The sequence below is a fragment of the Niveispirillum sp. KHB5.9 genome (assembly GCF_048066115.1).
In the GTDB taxonomy this organism is placed as follows: Bacteria; Pseudomonadota; Alphaproteobacteria; order Azospirillales; family Azospirillaceae; genus Niveispirillum.
Window position 1 is genome coordinate 19,782 of the sequence record NZ_JBLTYX010000022.1, and the last position, 16,227, is coordinate 36,008.

General features: G+C 64.3%; 14 protein-coding genes. 3 read left to right on the plus strand and 11 right to left on the minus strand.

The genetic code is table 11. From position 1 onward, the window contains the following. Positions 1 to 40: 40 nt before the first annotated feature. The 11 genes from ACM9HJ_RS25680 to ACM9HJ_RS25730 form a co-directional block, all read right to left on the minus strand. Positions 41 to 955, minus strand: coding sequence for a ribokinase (locus ACM9HJ_RS25680; RefSeq protein ID WP_416574639.1), 915 nt, complete (start codon positions 953 to 955; stop codon positions 41 to 43). 61 nt (positions 956 to 1,016) lie between these two features. Beyond that, positions 1,017 to 1,601, minus strand: a complete 585-nt coding sequence (locus ACM9HJ_RS25685) for a hypothetical protein (RefSeq protein ID WP_416574640.1) — start codon at positions 1,599 to 1,601, stop codon at positions 1,017 to 1,019. Between the two features lie 98 nt (positions 1,602 to 1,699). After that, a complete protein-coding gene (locus tag ACM9HJ_RS25690) occupies positions 1,700 to 2,887 on the minus strand; it encodes an acetyl-CoA C-acyltransferase family protein (RefSeq protein ID WP_416574641.1) in 1,188 nt (395 codons plus the stop codon). Positions 2,888 to 3,012: 125 nt separating this feature from the next. After that, on the minus strand, positions 3,013 to 3,795 hold the full coding sequence (locus ACM9HJ_RS25695) for an enoyl-CoA hydratase (protein ID WP_416574642.1): 783 nt from the start codon (positions 3,793 to 3,795) through the stop codon (positions 3,013 to 3,015). Between the two features lie 121 nt (positions 3,796 to 3,916). Further along, positions 3,917 to 5,059 (minus strand): isobutyryl-CoA dehydrogenase, encoded by a 1,143-nt coding sequence (locus ACM9HJ_RS25700; RefSeq protein WP_416574643.1) that lies wholly within the window; start codon positions 5,057 to 5,059, stop codon positions 3,917 to 3,919. A gap of 153 nt (positions 5,060 to 5,212) precedes the next feature. Beyond that, positions 5,213 to 6,712, minus strand: a complete 1,500-nt coding sequence (locus tag ACM9HJ_RS25705; protein WP_416574644.1) for a CoA-acylating methylmalonate-semialdehyde dehydrogenase — start codon at positions 6,710 to 6,712, stop codon at positions 5,213 to 5,215. Positions 6,713 to 6,882: 170 nt separating this feature from the next. Then, a complete protein-coding gene (locus ACM9HJ_RS25710) occupies positions 6,883 to 7,959 on the minus strand; it encodes a TylF/MycF/NovP-related O-methyltransferase (RefSeq protein ID WP_416574645.1) in 1,077 nt (358 codons plus the stop codon). 44 nt (positions 7,960 to 8,003) lie between these two features. Continuing rightward, complete coding sequence (locus ACM9HJ_RS25715; RefSeq protein WP_416574646.1) at positions 8,004 to 8,945, minus strand: glycosyltransferase family 25 protein; 942 nt, start codon at positions 8,943 to 8,945, stop codon at positions 8,004 to 8,006. A 31-nt stretch (positions 8,946 to 8,976) separates the two neighbouring features. Further along, the gene (locus ACM9HJ_RS25720) at positions 8,977 to 10,125 is read right to left on the minus strand and encodes a class I SAM-dependent methyltransferase (protein ID WP_416574647.1); all 1,149 of its coding nucleotides are present in this window, start codon (positions 10,123 to 10,125) and stop codon (positions 8,977 to 8,979) included. Positions 10,126 to 10,181: 56 nt separating this feature from the next. Beyond that, positions 10,182 to 10,838: an SAM-dependent methyltransferase gene (locus tag ACM9HJ_RS25725; protein WP_416574648.1), complete on the minus strand. Its 657-nt coding sequence runs from the start codon at positions 10,836 to 10,838 to the stop codon at positions 10,182 to 10,184. 42 nt (positions 10,839 to 10,880) lie between these two features. Beyond that, positions 10,881 to 12,428, minus strand: coding sequence for a hypothetical protein (locus ACM9HJ_RS25730; RefSeq protein ID WP_416574649.1), 1,548 nt, complete (start codon positions 12,426 to 12,428; stop codon positions 10,881 to 10,883). A gap of 225 nt (positions 12,429 to 12,653) precedes the next feature. On the opposite strand from ACM9HJ_RS25730, the gene ACM9HJ_RS25735 reads away from it, so the two are divergent. From ACM9HJ_RS25735 to ACM9HJ_RS25745, 3 genes are all read left to right on the plus strand, one after another. After that, entirely contained in the window at positions 12,654 to 13,259 is a 606-nt protein-coding gene (locus tag ACM9HJ_RS25735; RefSeq protein ID WP_416574650.1) for a helix-turn-helix domain-containing protein, read from the plus strand. A 188-nt stretch (positions 13,260 to 13,447) separates the two neighbouring features. Further along, positions 13,448 to 14,827 (plus strand): aspartate aminotransferase family protein, encoded by a 1,380-nt coding sequence (locus ACM9HJ_RS25740; RefSeq protein WP_416574651.1) that lies wholly within the window; start codon positions 13,448 to 13,450, stop codon positions 14,825 to 14,827. Continuing rightward, positions 14,824 to 16,212 (plus strand): glutamine synthetase family protein, encoded by a 1,389-nt coding sequence (locus ACM9HJ_RS25745; protein ID WP_416574652.1) that lies wholly within the window; start codon positions 14,824 to 14,826, stop codon positions 16,210 to 16,212. Before ACM9HJ_RS25740 ends, ACM9HJ_RS25745 begins: the two co-directional genes overlap by 4 nt. Positions 16,213 to 16,227: the final 15 nt, after the last annotated feature.

The following is a 16,227-nucleotide window of genomic DNA, read 5'->3' on the forward strand; positions in this document are numbered from 1 at the left end:
GATTAGCGAGGCGGACGCTTGTTTCCCAAGCGATTTCGTATCAAAGCGCCGCCCGTACCTCTTCCGCGACGGGCATCGCCGTGCTGGTGCCGACACGCATGCAGGCGATGGACGCGGCGACATTGGCATAGCGCATGGCCGCAGCCAGATCGTCGCCGGCCGCCAGCCGGGCCGACAGGCTGCCCGCGAAACAGTCGCCCGCCCCCGTCGTGTCCACGGCCGTCACCTTGCGGCCGGGCACCAGCGTTTCGGCCTCCGCCGTCACGGCCAGCGCGCCGCGCACGCCCAGGGTGGCGATCAGGGTCTGACCCGGGCGGCGCAGCAGGCGGCGGGCGGCGGCGGCAATGTCCGGTGCCGCGGCGTCGGCGGCCAGATCCACGCCGGCGAAATGCGCCAGTTCCGTCTCGTTCACCACGATGATGTCGGTATCCGCCCACAGGCTTTCGGGCGCATCATCCAGCGCCGGGGCGGCGATCAGCAGGGTACGCGCGCCGGCGGCGCGGCCCTTGGCGAACAGCGCGGCGATGGTGGTACGCGGCACCTCGAACTGGCTGACCAGCAGATCGCCGGCCGCGATCGCCAGCCCGTCGGCATCGGCCGGCCGTATCTCCTTGTTGGCGGCGGGGATGACGACGATGCGGTTCTCGCCCGTGGCTTCCACCAGGATCAGGGCCGATCCCGTCGCCTCGGTATCCGACCGCCCGACATGGGTGGCATCGATGCCCTTCTCGTCGAAGAAAGCCAGGATACGGTCGCCGAACATGTCGCGCCCGACCTTGCCCACGAAGCGTACGGGCACGCCCTGCTGCACGGCGGCGACGGCCAGGTTGAGGCCCTTGCCGCCGGGCATCAGTTGCACCGTTTCCCCGTTCAGCGTCTCCCCGGCCCTGGGCGCACGCTCCATGGTGGACAGGATGTCGTAATTGATGCTGCCGATGACGATGACGCTGGCCATGGAGGGGTACTCTTCTTGTTGGATGGCCCTTCCTAGCGTTTCCGTCATCGGCTGCAAAGCCCTACTGGTGGCCCCACGGCGCCGGCGGCGGGGTCACCGGCCTGTTCAGGTCGAAGCTGACGCGGAACAGCCGGTCGGGACGCGACAGTTCATAGACGAATTCATCGCCCGATCTCACCTCCATGGCCCAGACATTCTGCTGCGCACCAGGGGGCAGCTTCTGTTGGGTGAACATCGCCTTGGAGAAGGCATCGACGGGAAACTCCTGGCGCTCCGCCGTGCCCGGCGTGGCGGTGTCGCCGCCATACTGGGTCACCGCATCCTCCGACCCGTCCTTGTGGCGATGGTCATGTTTCAGGCGCAGCCCGTCGGCCGTGCGGGTGACCACCCAGGTACGCGAGCGGTCGTCGCCGACATGGAAGGGGATTTTCACCTGATCCTTGCCGCATTCGCGCACATGCATGGTCAGTACCTTGCCGGCGAACGGGTCGTTGGCGGCATTGGGGGCGGTATTGTCGACGATCCTGCCCTCGAACGCCTTGCCGCACAGCGCGTTGAGCCGGGCCAGAAAGTCATCGGCGGGGGCGGCACCAGCCGGCAGGGCGGTGATGACGGCCAGGACCGCCGGAATGTTACGCATGCGCATGGACCCAACCTTTATATTGATTATTGGTTGGCCGAAATGAAATGGCCCGCCTCACCATTGCGGTGGGCGGGCCGATCCTAATCGGAAATGGCCGCTGGTTACAGCCGCTCGATGACCATGGCGATGCCCTGGCCGCCGCCGATGCACATGGTGATCAGGCCATAGCGGCCGCCCACACGCTCCAGCTCATACAGCGCCTTCACAGTGATGATGGCGCCGGTGGCCCCCACCGGATGGCCCAGCGAGACGCCGGAACCGTTGGGGTTCACCTTGTCGGCGGGGAAGCCCAGTTCCTTGGCCACGGCGCAGGCCTGGGCGGCGAAGGCCTCGTTGCTTTCGATCACGTCCATGTCGGCGACGGTCAGGCCGGCGCGCGCCAGGGCGATGGGCACGGCATGGATGGGGCCCAGGCCCATCACCTCCGGCTCCAGCCCGGCATGGCCCCAGCTGACGATGCGGGCCAGCGGCTTGGTGCCGCGCTTGGCGGCCTCATCCGCCGACATCAGGACCACGGCAGCGGCACCGTCATTGACGCCCGAGGCGTTGCCGGCGGTGACGGAACCGTCCTTCTTGAACACCGGCTTCAGCTTGGAGAAGTCGGCTTCGGTCGCATCGGGACGGAAATGCTCGTCGGTGTCGAACAGCTTGGTGCCGCCCTTGACCTTCACTTCCACCGGCAGGATCTGCGACTTGAAGCGGCCCTCCGCCGTGGCGCGGGCGGCGCGGCGGTGGCTTTCCAGGGCCAGGGCATCCTGGGTGGCGCGGTCGATGCTGTGGCGTTCAGCGATATTTTCCGCGGTGATGCCCATATGGATCTTGTGGAACGGGTCGGTCAGGGCGGTGACCAGGGCGTCGACCACCGCGGCATCGCCCATGCGCTGGCCCCAGCGCACCGACGGCATGATGTGGGGCGAGCGGCTCATGCTCTCCGCCCCACCGGCCACGGCCACGTCGCATTCGCCCAGCTTGATCATCTGCGCGGCCGACACGATGGCCTGCACGCCCGACCCGCACAGGCGGTTCAGCGTCAGGGCCGGGGTCGCCACGGGAATGCCGGCCTCCACCGCCGCCACGCGCGCCAGATAGGCGTCGTGCGGGCCGCTGGGGATCACCTGACCCAGCACGACATGCTGCACATCGGCGGGCGCGATGCCGGCGCGGCTGACGGCTTCCTTGATGACCAGGGTGCCCAGCTCGGCGGGCGAGAGGTCCTTCAGGCTGCCACCGAAGCCGCCGATGGCGGTGCGGGTGCCGGCGACGATGACGACTTCATTCAAGGCGCTCACGGGCGTGGTCCTCCAGTTTCATTTATTTTGCGTCGCAATAAATAATCGGTCGGTAGCGCCCTGGCAACCGTTACAAAAACAATGGGGCGGGGAAGCCATCGCCTCCCCGCCCCTCGATTCACGGATCACTTGCCCGTGAAATTCGGCGGCCGCTTTTCCGCAAACGCCGCCATGCCTTCCTTCTGGTCGGCCAGGGCGAAGGTGCTGTGGAACACCCGGCGTTCGAACAGCAGCCCCTCGGTCAGGGTCGCCTCGAAGGAACGGTTCACCGCTTCCTTGGCCATCATGGTGGCGGGGCGGGAGAAGCCGGCGATCTTTTCAGCGGTCTTCAGCACCTCGTCCATCAGGTCGGCCAGGGGCACGATACGGGCGACCAGACCGGAACGCTCGGCCTCGGCGGCGTCCATCATCCGGCCGGTCAGGCACATTTCCATGGCCTTGGCCTTGCCGATGGCGCGGGTCAGGCGCTGGGTGCCGCCCGCACCGGGGATGGTGCCGATGGTGATTTCCGGCTGGCCGAACTTGGCATTGTCGGCGGCGATGATGAAGTCGGCCATCATCGCCAGCTCGCACCCGCCACCCAGCGCATAGCCGGCAACGGCGGCGATGGTCGGCTTGCGGCAGGTGGCCAGCCGGCCCCATTTCTTGGTGATGAAGTCGTTCAGATAGGCATCCATATAGGTGAAGCCCATCATCTCCTTGATGTCGGCACCCGCCGCGAAGGCCTTTTCCGAACCGGTGACGACGATGACGCTGATCGCGGTATCATCCTCGAACACGTTCAGCGCCTTTTCCATGTCGGTCACCAGACCGTCGGAGAGCGCGTTCAGCGCCTTGGGCCTGTTCAGCCGGATGATCCCGACGGCGCCCTTGGTCTCCACCAGGATGTTCTCATAGGTCTCGGTCATTTCACTCACCTCTTTTCATGTTCCCTCAGGCGCCGGGCGCCGCCATCCGGCGGCTTGGCTCACGCCGCATGTGCGGCTGGCCGGCAGTCGCCGGCCTCCAACGGTCATTGCTGATCGTCGGTTAAGCTTCAGTCAGCAGCCGGCGGGCGATGATCACGCGCATGATCTCGTTGGTGCCCTCCAATATCTGATGGACGCGCAGGTCCCGCAGGATGCGTTCCACCGGATATTCGCGGATGTAACCATAACCGCCATGAAGTTGCAGTGCATCATTGGCGACATTGAAACCGGCATCGGTGGCAAAGCGCTTGGCCATGGCGCAATAGAGCGTGGCGTCCGGGTCCTTGGCGTCCAGCTTGGATGCTGCGCGATGCACCATCAGGCGAGCGGCCTCCAGCTCCGTCGCCATGTCGGCGAACTTGAACTGCAAAGCCTGGAAATCGGCCAGTTTCCGGCCGAATTGCTGGCGCACATCCATGTGGGATCGCGCCGCCTCCAGACAGGCCCGCGCACCGCCGAGCGAGCAGGACGCGATGTTGAGGCGCCCCCCATCCAGGCCCTTCATGGCGATCTTGAACCCGTCGCCCTCTTCACCCAGGCGGTTGGCGACGGGCACGCGGCAATCCTCGAAGATCACCTGGGCGGTGGGCTGGCTGTTCCAGCCCATCTTCTTTTCCTGCTTGCCGAAGGACAGGCCGGGCGTGCCCTTCTCCACCACCAGGCAGGAGATGCCCTTGGGGCCGGGACCGCCGGTACGCACCATGACAACATAGATGTCCGACGCCCCGCCGCCGGAAATGAAGGCCTTGGACCCGTTCAGGATATAGTGGTCGCCATCCCGTTCCGCCTTGGTCCGAAGCGACGCGGCGTCGGAGCCGGCGCCCGGCTCGGTCAGGCAATAGCTGGCGAATTTCGCCATGGAGAACAGGTCGGGCAGGAAACGCGCCTTCTGGGCATCATCACCGAACGTGTCGATCATCCACGCGGCCATGTTGTGGATGGAGATATAGGCCGCCGTGGAGGGACAGGCGGCCGACAGTTCCTCGAACAGGATCGACGCGTCCAGGCGGCCCAGGCCGGTGCCGCCTTGGGCTTCCGAACAATAGATGCCGGCAAAGCCCAGCGCCGCCGCCTTGCGCAGCGTGTCGACGGGGAAGATGTGGTGCTCGTCCCAATCGCCTGCAAAGGGCGCCATATGTTCGGCCGCGAAACCGCGGGCCAGATCCTGGATGGCGCGCTGATCCTCGGAAAGATCGAAATCCATGGGAGCCTCATACAATTGGCATGGAAGACTGACCAGCAGTCAGTCTTCCATGCCCCTCAATCGCCGGCGCCCACATCCGTGGGCTTGGCTACGCGGCACGTGCCGCGCGGCGGCGGTCGCCGCCGTATCATCGGTCAATTTTGACCGATGATATCACCCCATGGTCGGGATGACGAAGCTGGCGCCCGAGCGGATGCCCGACGGCCAGCGCGACGTCACCGTCTTGGTCTTGGTGTAGAAGCGGATGCTGTCCGGTCCATGCTGGTTCAGGTCCCCGAAGCCCGAGCGCTTCCAGCCGCCGAACGTGTAATAGGCCAGCGGCACCGGAATCGGCACATTGATGCCGACCATGCCGACATCGACGCGCGCCGCGAAATCGCGGGCCGTGTCGCCGTCGCGGGTGAAGATGGCCACACCATTGCCGTACTCGTGGTCGGTGGGCAGGGACAGCGCCGTCTCATAATCCGGTGCGCGGACGATCGACAGGACGGGCCCGAAAATCTCTTCCTTGTAGATGCGCATGTCCGGCGTCACGCGGTCGAACAGCACCCCGCCCATGTAATAGCCGCCCTCATAGCCCTGCAGCTTCATCTCCCGGCCATCGACGACCAGTTCCGCACCTTCCTTGATGCCGATATCGACGTAGCTCTTCACCTTCTCCAGGTGCTGCCTGGTCACCACCGGGCCGAAATCCGCCTTCTCATCGGTGGATGGGCCGACCTTCAGCGACCGCACGCGCGGGGCCAGGCGTTCGACCAGGGCGTTGGCCGTCTGCTCACCCACCGGGACGGCGACGGAGATGGCCATGCAGCGCTCACCGGCCGAGCCATAGCCGGCACCGATCAGCGCGTCGGCCACCATGTCCAGGTCGGCGTCGGGCATGATCAGCGCATGGTTCTTGGCGCCGCCGAAGGCCTGAACGCGCTTACCGTTGGCCGTGCCGCGGGTATAGATATATTCGCCGATGGGGGTGGAGCCGACGAAGCCGATGGCCTTGATGTCGGGATGATCCAGGATAGCGTCAACCACTTCCTTGTCGCCATTGACGACGTTCAGGATACCCTTGGGCAGGCCCGCCTCATACATCAGCTCGGCCAGCATCAACGGCACCGACGGGTCACGCTCCGACGGTTTCAGGATGAAGGCGTTGCCGCAGGCGATGGCCGGCGCGAACTTCCACATCGGGATCATGGCCGGGAAGTTGAACGGCGTGATGCCGGCAACCACACCCAGCGGCTGGCGCATCGAATACATGTCGATGCCGGGACCGGCCCCTTCCGTGTACTCGCCCTTCAGCAGGTGCGGAATACCGATGGCGAATTCCACCACCTCCAGCCCGCGCTGGATGTCGCCGCGCGCGTCGGGCAGGGTCTTGCCATGTTCCAGGGCCAGCTTCAGGGCGATCTTCTCAAAATCGCGGGCCAGCAGTTCCAGGAACTTCATCAGCACGCGGGCACGCTTCTGCGGGTTGGTGGCGGCCCAGCCGCGCTGGGCTTCCTTGGCATTGGCGACGGCTTCGGCCAGTTCCACGGTGCTGGCCAGCGGCACTTCGGCCGAAATCTCGCCCGTCATGGGGGTGAAGACGGGGGCGTAACGGCCGGACTTGCCCTCGACACGGGCGCCGCCGATGAAATGGTACAGCTTCTCGACCAATGGATCCTCCCTCGGGTTATTGGTCAGGAAGGTGGCACGGGGCCGTGTGCACGACAAGGCGAGGATTCTCGCAGTGCAGGGTGCGCTTTCCCCCATACCACCCACCGCACGCTCTGGGTCTTTCGCTTTCCTCAGGCGCCGGCGCGGTTTCCAGGCACAAGGAAACCGCTCTAGATTTTCACGCCGGCCCTGACCGACACGGTCACCCGGTTCAGCAGCAGGGGCCTATCCGCGTCGGCGAAATACTCGTCCACCGCCAGGCGCGCGCCGGGCATATAGCCGTAATCATCGATGACCAATCCCCCGCCGCGCGACAGGCGGGGATAGAATTCCTGCAGGACATGCCTGATGGAGCTATAGAAATCCGTGTCGAGGCGCAGGATGGCGATCTGCCCGGGACCGGTGGCGGGGATCGTATCCTCGACCATTCCCTTCACCAGATGAATCCGATCCGCCGGATAGCCGCTGTCGAGCATGGTCCGGCGCACCGCCTCGATACCCCATTTCGCCCATGGCTGGCCATCCTTGGTGTTGTGTTCATAGGCCGCCATCATCTGTTCCCCGTCCTCCGGGGTCGGTGCCGGCATGCCCTCATACGTGTCATAGAGATAGAGATGGCGATCGGTGTCGCCGCATTCGATCAGCGTCAGCGCCGCCAGCAGCGACATGCCGCCCGCATAGACCCCGCATTCCACGAAATCACCGGGAATCCTGTAGCGGCTGACATATTTCACCATGGAATAGAGCGAATGGAACGCCTCGATCATGCCATAGGTGGCATTCATCGAATTGGGCCAGGCACGGGCGACGATGCGGTCGAACATGTCGTCCTGTTCCTCCGGCAGCGGAGGTGGCGCCTTCGGTGCGGGCAGGCTGCCCTGCTGGGCAACCATCAGCCGCAGATGCTGTTCCAATGGCGCCCGGCCACGGTAGCCATGGACCTGGGCACCGGCATTCAGCACGTCCTGCGCCTCATGCAGGCGACCGGCGGTCGTCAGGCTCTGGATCAGGTTGCGGCGGATCTCGGCATCGTCGGGCGCCAGTTCCAGGCCGCGGCGCATGCCGGCAAGGCCCTGTTCGGTATCGCCACGGGCCAGCCTTAACAGCCCCAGGTAATAATGGCTCCAGGGAATATCGGACTTGGCCTCGATCAGCCGCGTATAGACGCTTTCCGCCTCTTCCAGCCGCCCTTCCTGGTGCAGGGCGACGGCGCGGTTGAATTCTTCGACCAGGGTGGCGAGATCCACGGCAAATTCCCCGACTTGGATTTCAGGTTACAGGCCGGCCGGCATCAATCCCGATCCGTTGCCGAGGGCGGCAGGTCCAACCCAAAATCCACAACGGGAACATGCAGGAACTCCTTGTAATAGGATTTCTGCTGCATGAGCTGCATCCAATAGATGACGTTGCGAGCCACCTTTTCCTCTTGATCGTACTCGTACTGCTCGCAGGCCGCCAGGATCTGCGGGCTGATCGCATTGGCCGGGTCATAGTGGATCGACAGCATGCGGCGGCTGCAGTTCATCGCCTCCATATGGAACTGGTGCACGGCTTGCGCGCTGCCGGTCAGGCTGAGGAAAGGGGCCTGGGTGAAGTCAGCATGGCGGGACGGGGCCGTGATGAACGGGAAGACCAGAAGGCCCTGCAACTGCTCATGATAAACCGCTGCCCGCAGACAGATGTCGAAGGGAAAGTCGATGACCGCCCGCTGATCAGCGAACACTTCCATGACCTTGTGTCGCGACGCCTTGTTCACGATATAGGATGTCGATCCCGTGAAGGCGTATTCCAACTGCCCAAGCTTGATCAGGTGCAGACGTTTCTTACATTCCTGCTCCTTCATTTTCAGGAATACAGGCAGTTCAAAGGCACTGAGGAAGGTGACCTCGGTCAGCAGGATATCCCATTTGTCGGGGGGCAGATTATCGATCATTTGTTCGATATAATCACCGCATCCCGGTGCGAAATCACAATCATCCTCGCAGATCATGGTGTGGGCGTCGCTGTTCAACTGGCTCTTCAGACAGTCATAATGGCTGGCGAAGTTGCCCTTGTAGGGGCCGTTCTGCTTGCCCGCGTTGGACAGCACTTCCGGGCTGTCCTTGCTATAGGCGGCGAAGCGGTTCAGCGTCCAATTATCCGAGAAGCCGGCCTTGGCATAACTGGCCTCCAACGTCTCACGCCGTTCCGGGGCGCTGTCGAGATTGATGTAGAACAGCTCGAACTTGGCCATCAAATAAACCCCTTGAAACAAAGACTGCCGGTCATTTGCGTGCAAAAGCCCAAACCATGATCGGCACGTCGGGCTCGTTCTCCAGTGAATGAATGGCGGTATCATAGGCTTCCGCCCGATAGACGGAGCCGACGAAATTGGCGTTCACGCAGGCGCGGTTGCCCCAGGAGCCGGTGATGATGTTCTCCGGCGCGAAGCCGGCATATTCGAACAGGTTGCGCAGACCCGATTCCGTCCAGCGCGTGTAATCATGCGGATGGGCATGGATGCGGATGAAGAAGGGCGTGGTCACCAGCAGGTGGCCGCCGGGGCTGAGCCCTTCGCGCATGGTGGAGATGCCGACCCAGGGTGTGGGCACATGTTCCAGCACCTGTTCGGCGATGATCACGTCGAAGCCCTGGTTGTTCGGCCCCCGGGCCACATGCTTGGTGATGTCGAATTCCGGGAAGACGGCGACCGAATATTCCTTGAACCCGAATTTGTGCCAGGCGTTGCCCGATATCTCCAGACAGCTGAGATTGGTATAATCCAGCGTCCGCATCAGCCGCTTGGTTTCCTCGTTCATCACGATGCGGCACCAATGCACCTCCTGCGGGGAGAAGCCGTGCTGGCCGCGGTTCGTCCACATGCCCAGCAGATGCTCATTCTCCCGGGTGACGGCGTCCACCTTCGCTTCGGCCTGGCGGAACATGTGCGGATGCACCAGGTCGAAATGGGTGGGGGCCGCGAAGCTGGGTGTGCCGCCGCGCGTGAACAGCAGCAGGTTCTGCCGGCACCAGATGGGGAACCGCTCATCGTCCCAGACGCTGCGGCGCAGGACGTCATTGGCCGCGAACCCGTGGGCGGCAAAGCCCTGCACCCAATAGGACGGCCATTGGCTGTTCACCAGCCCGTCGCCATCCTGGCCGGGGGCGGTGGCGGCGAAGACGACATGGGTCGCCCCATCGCACAAATGGTGCAGCAGCTGGGCCACCTGTTCGGGCGTCACGCGCTCCGCCAGACCCAGGGCCAGCACGACGCGGCCCCCGGTTTCCGTTGACGGCAGAAGGCCGGCCACGGCACCGGCATTGCCACCGGCATCCACGACGGCGGACCGGTCGGGCACGGCGGCGGCAATGACATCCGCCAGAACCTGCGCCGCATTGCCCAGGGCCAGGCCCCTCGCATTCCCTTCAAACATCCGTCGTTCCTTATAAGCAGGACAAGAACACCAGCAGCCGGCGCGCGCCTTGCGGCTCAGCGGGCCTTGAGGGTGAAGAAGCCGTTGCCGTCCGGCCAGTAGCGCGTCCAGTTTTCCTTGATGCCATGGCAGGTATATGAGCCTTCCTCGATCGTCCAGCCGCAATCGATGAACAGGTCACGCCACCAGTCGAAGGTCTTGGCCGTGATATGCGTAATGTCCTTGTTATATTCCGGCACGATGAAGCTGCCGGAATGATTGTCGGCCGCCAGCGGAATGGCGGCGAAGACACGGGCGCAGCGCCCCTTGGCCTGCGCCAGCAGGGTGCGGACCTGCGCCTCGGTCAGATGCTCGAACACATCCTTGGCGATCATCATCTCATATCGCCCGACAAAGCAGCGGTCGTCATCGACATCACGGACCAGCCGGCAATGGCCGCGCAATTCCGTGTCCACCATGCTGATCGCATATTCGGAAACGTCGATGCCCTCGGCATCGATGTCCAGCAGACGCAGGGCCTTCACCAGGAAGCCCTTGGCGCAGCCGAAATCCAGCACCCGCTGCCCCGATTTCAGATCCAGATTCCGGATCATGAAATGCGCCATGCGGATCGTCATTTCCGGCATCCAGCGATAATTCATATATCCCGATTTGCCGACGACGACGCCGCGTTCAAAATAATCCTCGTCGTATGCACCCGTGGTATCAGCCATTTTCCCGTAATTATTATCAGGCTTGTGCATGGTGCCCATCTTTCAAGGGAAGTTCTGATGCTGCAGGTCCTGCGGCACCCGGATCGCGCTGTAATCGCTGGTGTTCTTCAAAGCCTTCACCGTGGCATTATTGCGCATGAAAAGGCAGGCATGGCAAATCTCCCGCGGGTCGAAATAGGGCCGCAGCGGTTCACGATAGAGTTTTTCGACCTGATCGTTGCGCACCGTGCCCCATTTCGAGGCGTTGAAGCGCCGTTCGGAACTGTTGGCGGCGTCCTTGGGCCCCTCCTCCGTCAGGACGGTGACAGAATCGCAGGGATAGCAATAGGAATAGCCGTTATCGTCGTGGCCCGTCGTATCCCAGAAGACGTTGTAGGATTGCAGGAAGCATTGCCCCTCGCTCCACAGGTCCAGCGCCTCACCTTCCGTGCCGTGATATTTCAGCTGCTGGAAGGTGCGGGAGGTGGCGATGCCCTTCTCATCCACCAGGCCGGCATTGAACAGCTTCTCCGCCAGATGATGGTGGGCCAGCAACTGCGCCGAGCGGCCCAGGTTGCAATCCGTCAGCACACGCACATATTCGAACCCGTTCTCCACCGCGGCACGGTCCAGGCGCCCCAGGATATCCTCGCCCGACCAGGGTCCGTCGACATAGGACAGGCCGACCGTGACCGCCGGATTATGCTTCAGCACATCGGGGATGTACTGCTTCTCAAACAGGCCGCCGGGATAGAAGGCCGACGCCTCGGGCGGGGTGACCGAAATGCGCACCCATTTGAAATGGGTGTAGATCTCCTCGGGAATCGATTGCGGAAAGCCGTTGGTGATCAACCCCAGGTCGATTTCCCGTTCGGCCAGCCAGCGCACGAATTCCACGAAGTGCGGCCACAGGTTCGGCTGTCCCCCGCCCGACAGGATCAGGCCGCGCAGCCGGATGTCACAGCCGTGCAGGCGGCGGTATTCCTCGTTGAAGGTGGGGAAATGCTCCCGGTTGAAGGCGGCCTGGTCCTCATAGAGGGTGGTGACGAAGCGCTTGGCCTCGTCCAGGGTGATGCTGTCCTTCTTGTTGCGGGCGATGGTCGAACAGAAATGGCAGCGCGAGGCGCAGACCTGGCTGTTCGTCATGGTGGCGCGGATGATCGACGAAAAACCCGTGTCGCGCAGCTTGTTGAAAACCGGCCAGTGGGCCGCCAGCTTGGCCCCGGTCGCCGTGAAGCTTTTTTCCGTCGTGCCCAGCTGGTGGCGCACATCCTCCGGCTTTGGTGCCGCCAGCGCGACGGAAGCCTGGCCGCTTGCCAAGTCGCGGGCATGGATGGTGAACGACTCCGTATGGCCGCGCTGGTCGAAATTCTGGAAGATGAAGGCCGCGACCTCGGGCGTGATCGACGGGTGGCCGGCCACGGCGCCCCCGTCATCCAGCTCGATATAATTGCTGTGGACGGCCCGATGGCCGGCACCGACGCTGGAGATCAGCGTCAGCTCTGGCTTGCCGGCACGGCGGTTGAGCCCGTAGGACAGCTTGTAGCCGCTGGTTTCCAGCTCGACCGCCGGTCCCTCGCCCTTCGCCGCCTGGATGAATGAATACGCCATCTGGGTCAAATCACACCTTCCTGCCTTGGCATTCCGAATATAGGGGTATTTCGGGAATGTTGGGAGAGGTTCATGAGCCGAATGCCGCCGTTTGCTTGAGATTAACTCGCATTATTGACATTTTCCTAAAAACCAACCTATCCGTTTGGACTAGTCCCGCGACCTTTCCGGGAAACGGCGCTGATGTATGTTTCCTTGGAAGTCTGTCAGGGGAGACATCAACAAGTGCAACATCATGACGGCGTGCATCTGCGCATGATGCGCACCTCGCGGGGCATGAGTCTGGCGGCGCTGGCCAATTCCGCCGGCCTGTCCAAAAGCGAGATATCCAAGCTGGAAAACGGCGTCCGGCCCTTCCGGCCCGACCATGTGATCCGGCTTGCCAAGATTTTCGGTGTCGGCCCGACCGAGATGCTGTCGCCCGCCAGCCCGCTGCGCTCCATGCTGAGCGAGAGCAAGGCCGAAGCGGAGCTGCCGGTCTATGAAGGCCGCGATCTGGCACGCGACGGGCTGGAGGCCAAGTCTGCCGGCACCATCGCCCGCCCGCCGCAGATGCGCGGCGTCCAGGGTGCCTATGCCGTCACCGTGCATGACCTGTCGAACATGCCGGCCATCGGCATCGGCGCCACCTTGCTGATCAACCCCAATGCGCCGGCCAATGTCGGCGACCTGGTGGTCAACCGGCTGAACTTCGCTCCGCTGGCCCTCTATCTGCGCCAGGATGACGAGGGCGTCATCTATGGCCTGACCCTGTCGAAGAAGCGGGTGGAATTGTCCATGGACGACCTGGACAAGTTGCACCGCGTGGTCGGCATCTGGTTCGGGCATTGATTTTTGTTCCCTCAGGCGCCGGGCGCCGCCATCCGGCGGCTTGGCTCACGCCGCACGTGCGGCGGGCCGGCCGTCGCCGGCCTGGGGGTGTTCCCTTCGGTGACCGGTGCAATTGACCCTGCCCCCTTGACGCGTCCCCCGCGACGCCCCGACAGTTGGCGGACTGTCGGGGTTTCGGGAGCGTTTGAATGGGTGAGGGTTCCGGTGGCATAGCGGCCGCCACCATCCAGTCCATGATGGACCTGGAGACACAGCGCTTCATCACCGCCCATCCCGATGCCGCCGCCCGCGTGGGCGGCGGACTGCCCGGTTATTACCAGGGCGTTCCCATGCATTGGATGCGGGATTGGCCCATGCCCTTCCCCCTGCTGGTCACGTCGGCCGAGGGCGCCACGCTGACCGACAGCGACGGGCATGTGCTGGCCGATTTCTGCCTGGGCGATACCGGTTCGATGTTCGGCCATTCCCCGGCCCCCGTGCGCGACGCGCTGGTGGCGCAGGCGGGCAAGGGCCTGACCTATATGCTGCCCACAGATGATGCGCTGGTGGTGGGAAGGCTGCTGGCCGAACGGTTCGGGCTGCCGCACTGGCAGGTGGCGACGACGGCCACCGATGCCAACCGTTTCGCACTCCGCGTGGCGAGGGCGGTGACGGGGCGGGCCAAGATCCTGGTGTTCAATGGCTGCTACCATGGTACGGTGGATGAGACCTTCGTGCGGCTGGTCGATGGGGTGCCCGCCAACCGGCCGGGCCTGCTGGGCCAGTTCACCGACCTGACGGCGGATACGCGCGTCGTCGAATTCAACGACGTCCCCGCCCTGGCGGCGGCGCTGGCCGATGGGCAGGTGGCCTGCGTCATCACCGAGCCGGTGCTGACCAATTGCTGCATGGTGCTGCCCGATCCCGGTTTCCACGATGCCTTGCGCCGCTTGACCAGGGAAACCGGCACGCTGCTGCTGATCGATGAGACGCATACGATCTCCACCGGGCCGGGTGGCCATACCTGTGCCCACGGGCTGGAGCCCGACCTGTTCGTGCTGGGCAAGCCGGTGGCGGGCGGGGTGGCGGCCAGCGTCTGGGGTTTTACCGACGATGTGGCGCGACGGCTGGATGCGGTGCGTGCCGCCACCCCGCCCGGCCATTCCGGCATGGGCACGACCCTGTCGGCCAACGCCCTGGCCCTGGCCTGCATGCGGGCGACGCTGGAGCGGGTGATGACCGAAACCGCCTATGCGCATATGGAGGCGCTGGCCGGAAGGCTCGCGACCGGGCTGGACGACGCCATCAGGGCCCATGGCCTGGACTGGCATGTGGTGCGGGTGGGCGCCAGGGTGGAATTCATCTGCGCGCCCGGTCCCTTGCGCAACGGGACCGAAGCCGAGGCGGCGCATGCCGGGCCGCTGGAACAGGCCATCCATCTGGCTCTGCTGAACCGCGGTATCCTGATCGCCCCCTTCCACAATATGATGCTGGTCTGTCCGGCCACGACAGCGGCACAGGTCGATGCGCTGGTGGCGGCGTTCGCCGAGGTGGCAGGGATATTGGCCGAAGGGAAGGTCGCGGCATGAAGGCGCAGATTGCCCCATGGGCGGAGGCCGAGGCTTTTCTGGCAGCGCATCCGGAGATCGAGGCCGTCGATATCGTCCTGACCGACGCCAACGGCATCGGGCGCGGCAAGATCATCCGCCGGCATGAGGTTGAAGGGCTCTACAAACAGGGCCGCCACCTTCCCTCCTCCATCCTGGGACTGGATGTGACGGGGGAGGATGTGGAGGAGACGGGGCTGGTCTGGTCGGTGGGCGATGCCGACCTGCGGGCTTGGCCTGTGCCCGGCACCCTGGTCGCCCTGCCCTGGACCAGCCCGGCCCGCGCCCAGGTGCTGGTCAGCCTGTACCATCTGGACGGCACGCCGCATGGCGCCGACCCGCGCCACGCGCTGGCCGCACAGTTGGCGGCGATGGCAGCCGATGGGCGGTATCCGGCGGGGGCGTTCGAGCTGGAATTCTATCTGCTGGACGCGCAACCCGGTCCCGATGGCAAGCCGAGGCCGGCTTCCATGGCGCTGGACGGGCGGCGGCATGGGCAGGTGCAGGTCTATGGGCTGGACGATCTGGACGGGATGCAGCCGTTTTTCGGGCCGGTCTATGAAGCGGCCAGGGTGCAGGGACTGCCGCTGGAAACCCTGATTTCCGAATATGCACCGGGCCAGTATGAGTTGACCCTGCATTACCGCACCGACCTGCTGCGTGCGGCGGACGACATGGTGATGCTGAAGCGGCTGGTGCGGGCATTGGCGCGGCGGCATGGGATGGTGGCCTGCTTCATGGCCAAGCCGCTGGCCGGACAGGCCGGATCGGGGATGCATCTGCATGTCTCGCTGAATGATGGGCAGGGGCGGAACCTGTTCGCGGAGGCCGAGGGGGAGGCGGTGCCCAACACGCTGCTGCGCCATGCCATCGGCGGGTTGGCGGCGACCATGGGCGACGGGATGCTGGCCTTCGCACCCCATGCGAACTCGTGGCGGCGGTTCGTGGCGAAGCTTTATGCGCCGGTGCAACCGACCTGGGGCGTCAATGACCGGTCGGTGGCGCTGCGCGTGCCGGCAGGGCCGGTTCCGGCGCGGCGGCTGGAACACCGCCCGGCCGGCGTGGATGCCAATCCCTATCTGGTGGGAGCGACGGTGCTGGCCGGCATCCGCCACGGCATTGCCCAGGGAATCGATCCGGGGCCGGCGGCCGAATATCAGGGCTTCACCCAGGAAACGCCCTTCGCCCGCACCATGCCCGCCGACTGGCGTGCCGCCATCACCCAGGCGGAAACGTCCGATTTCCTGAAAGGGGCGCTGGGGCCCGACCTGCATCGCGCGTTTCTGGCGATCAAGCGGACGGAAATGCTTCGCCTTGCGGAGATGATTCCGGACACGGACTACCAATTATATCTTCATCAGGTGTGAATATCGCCTGAGGAT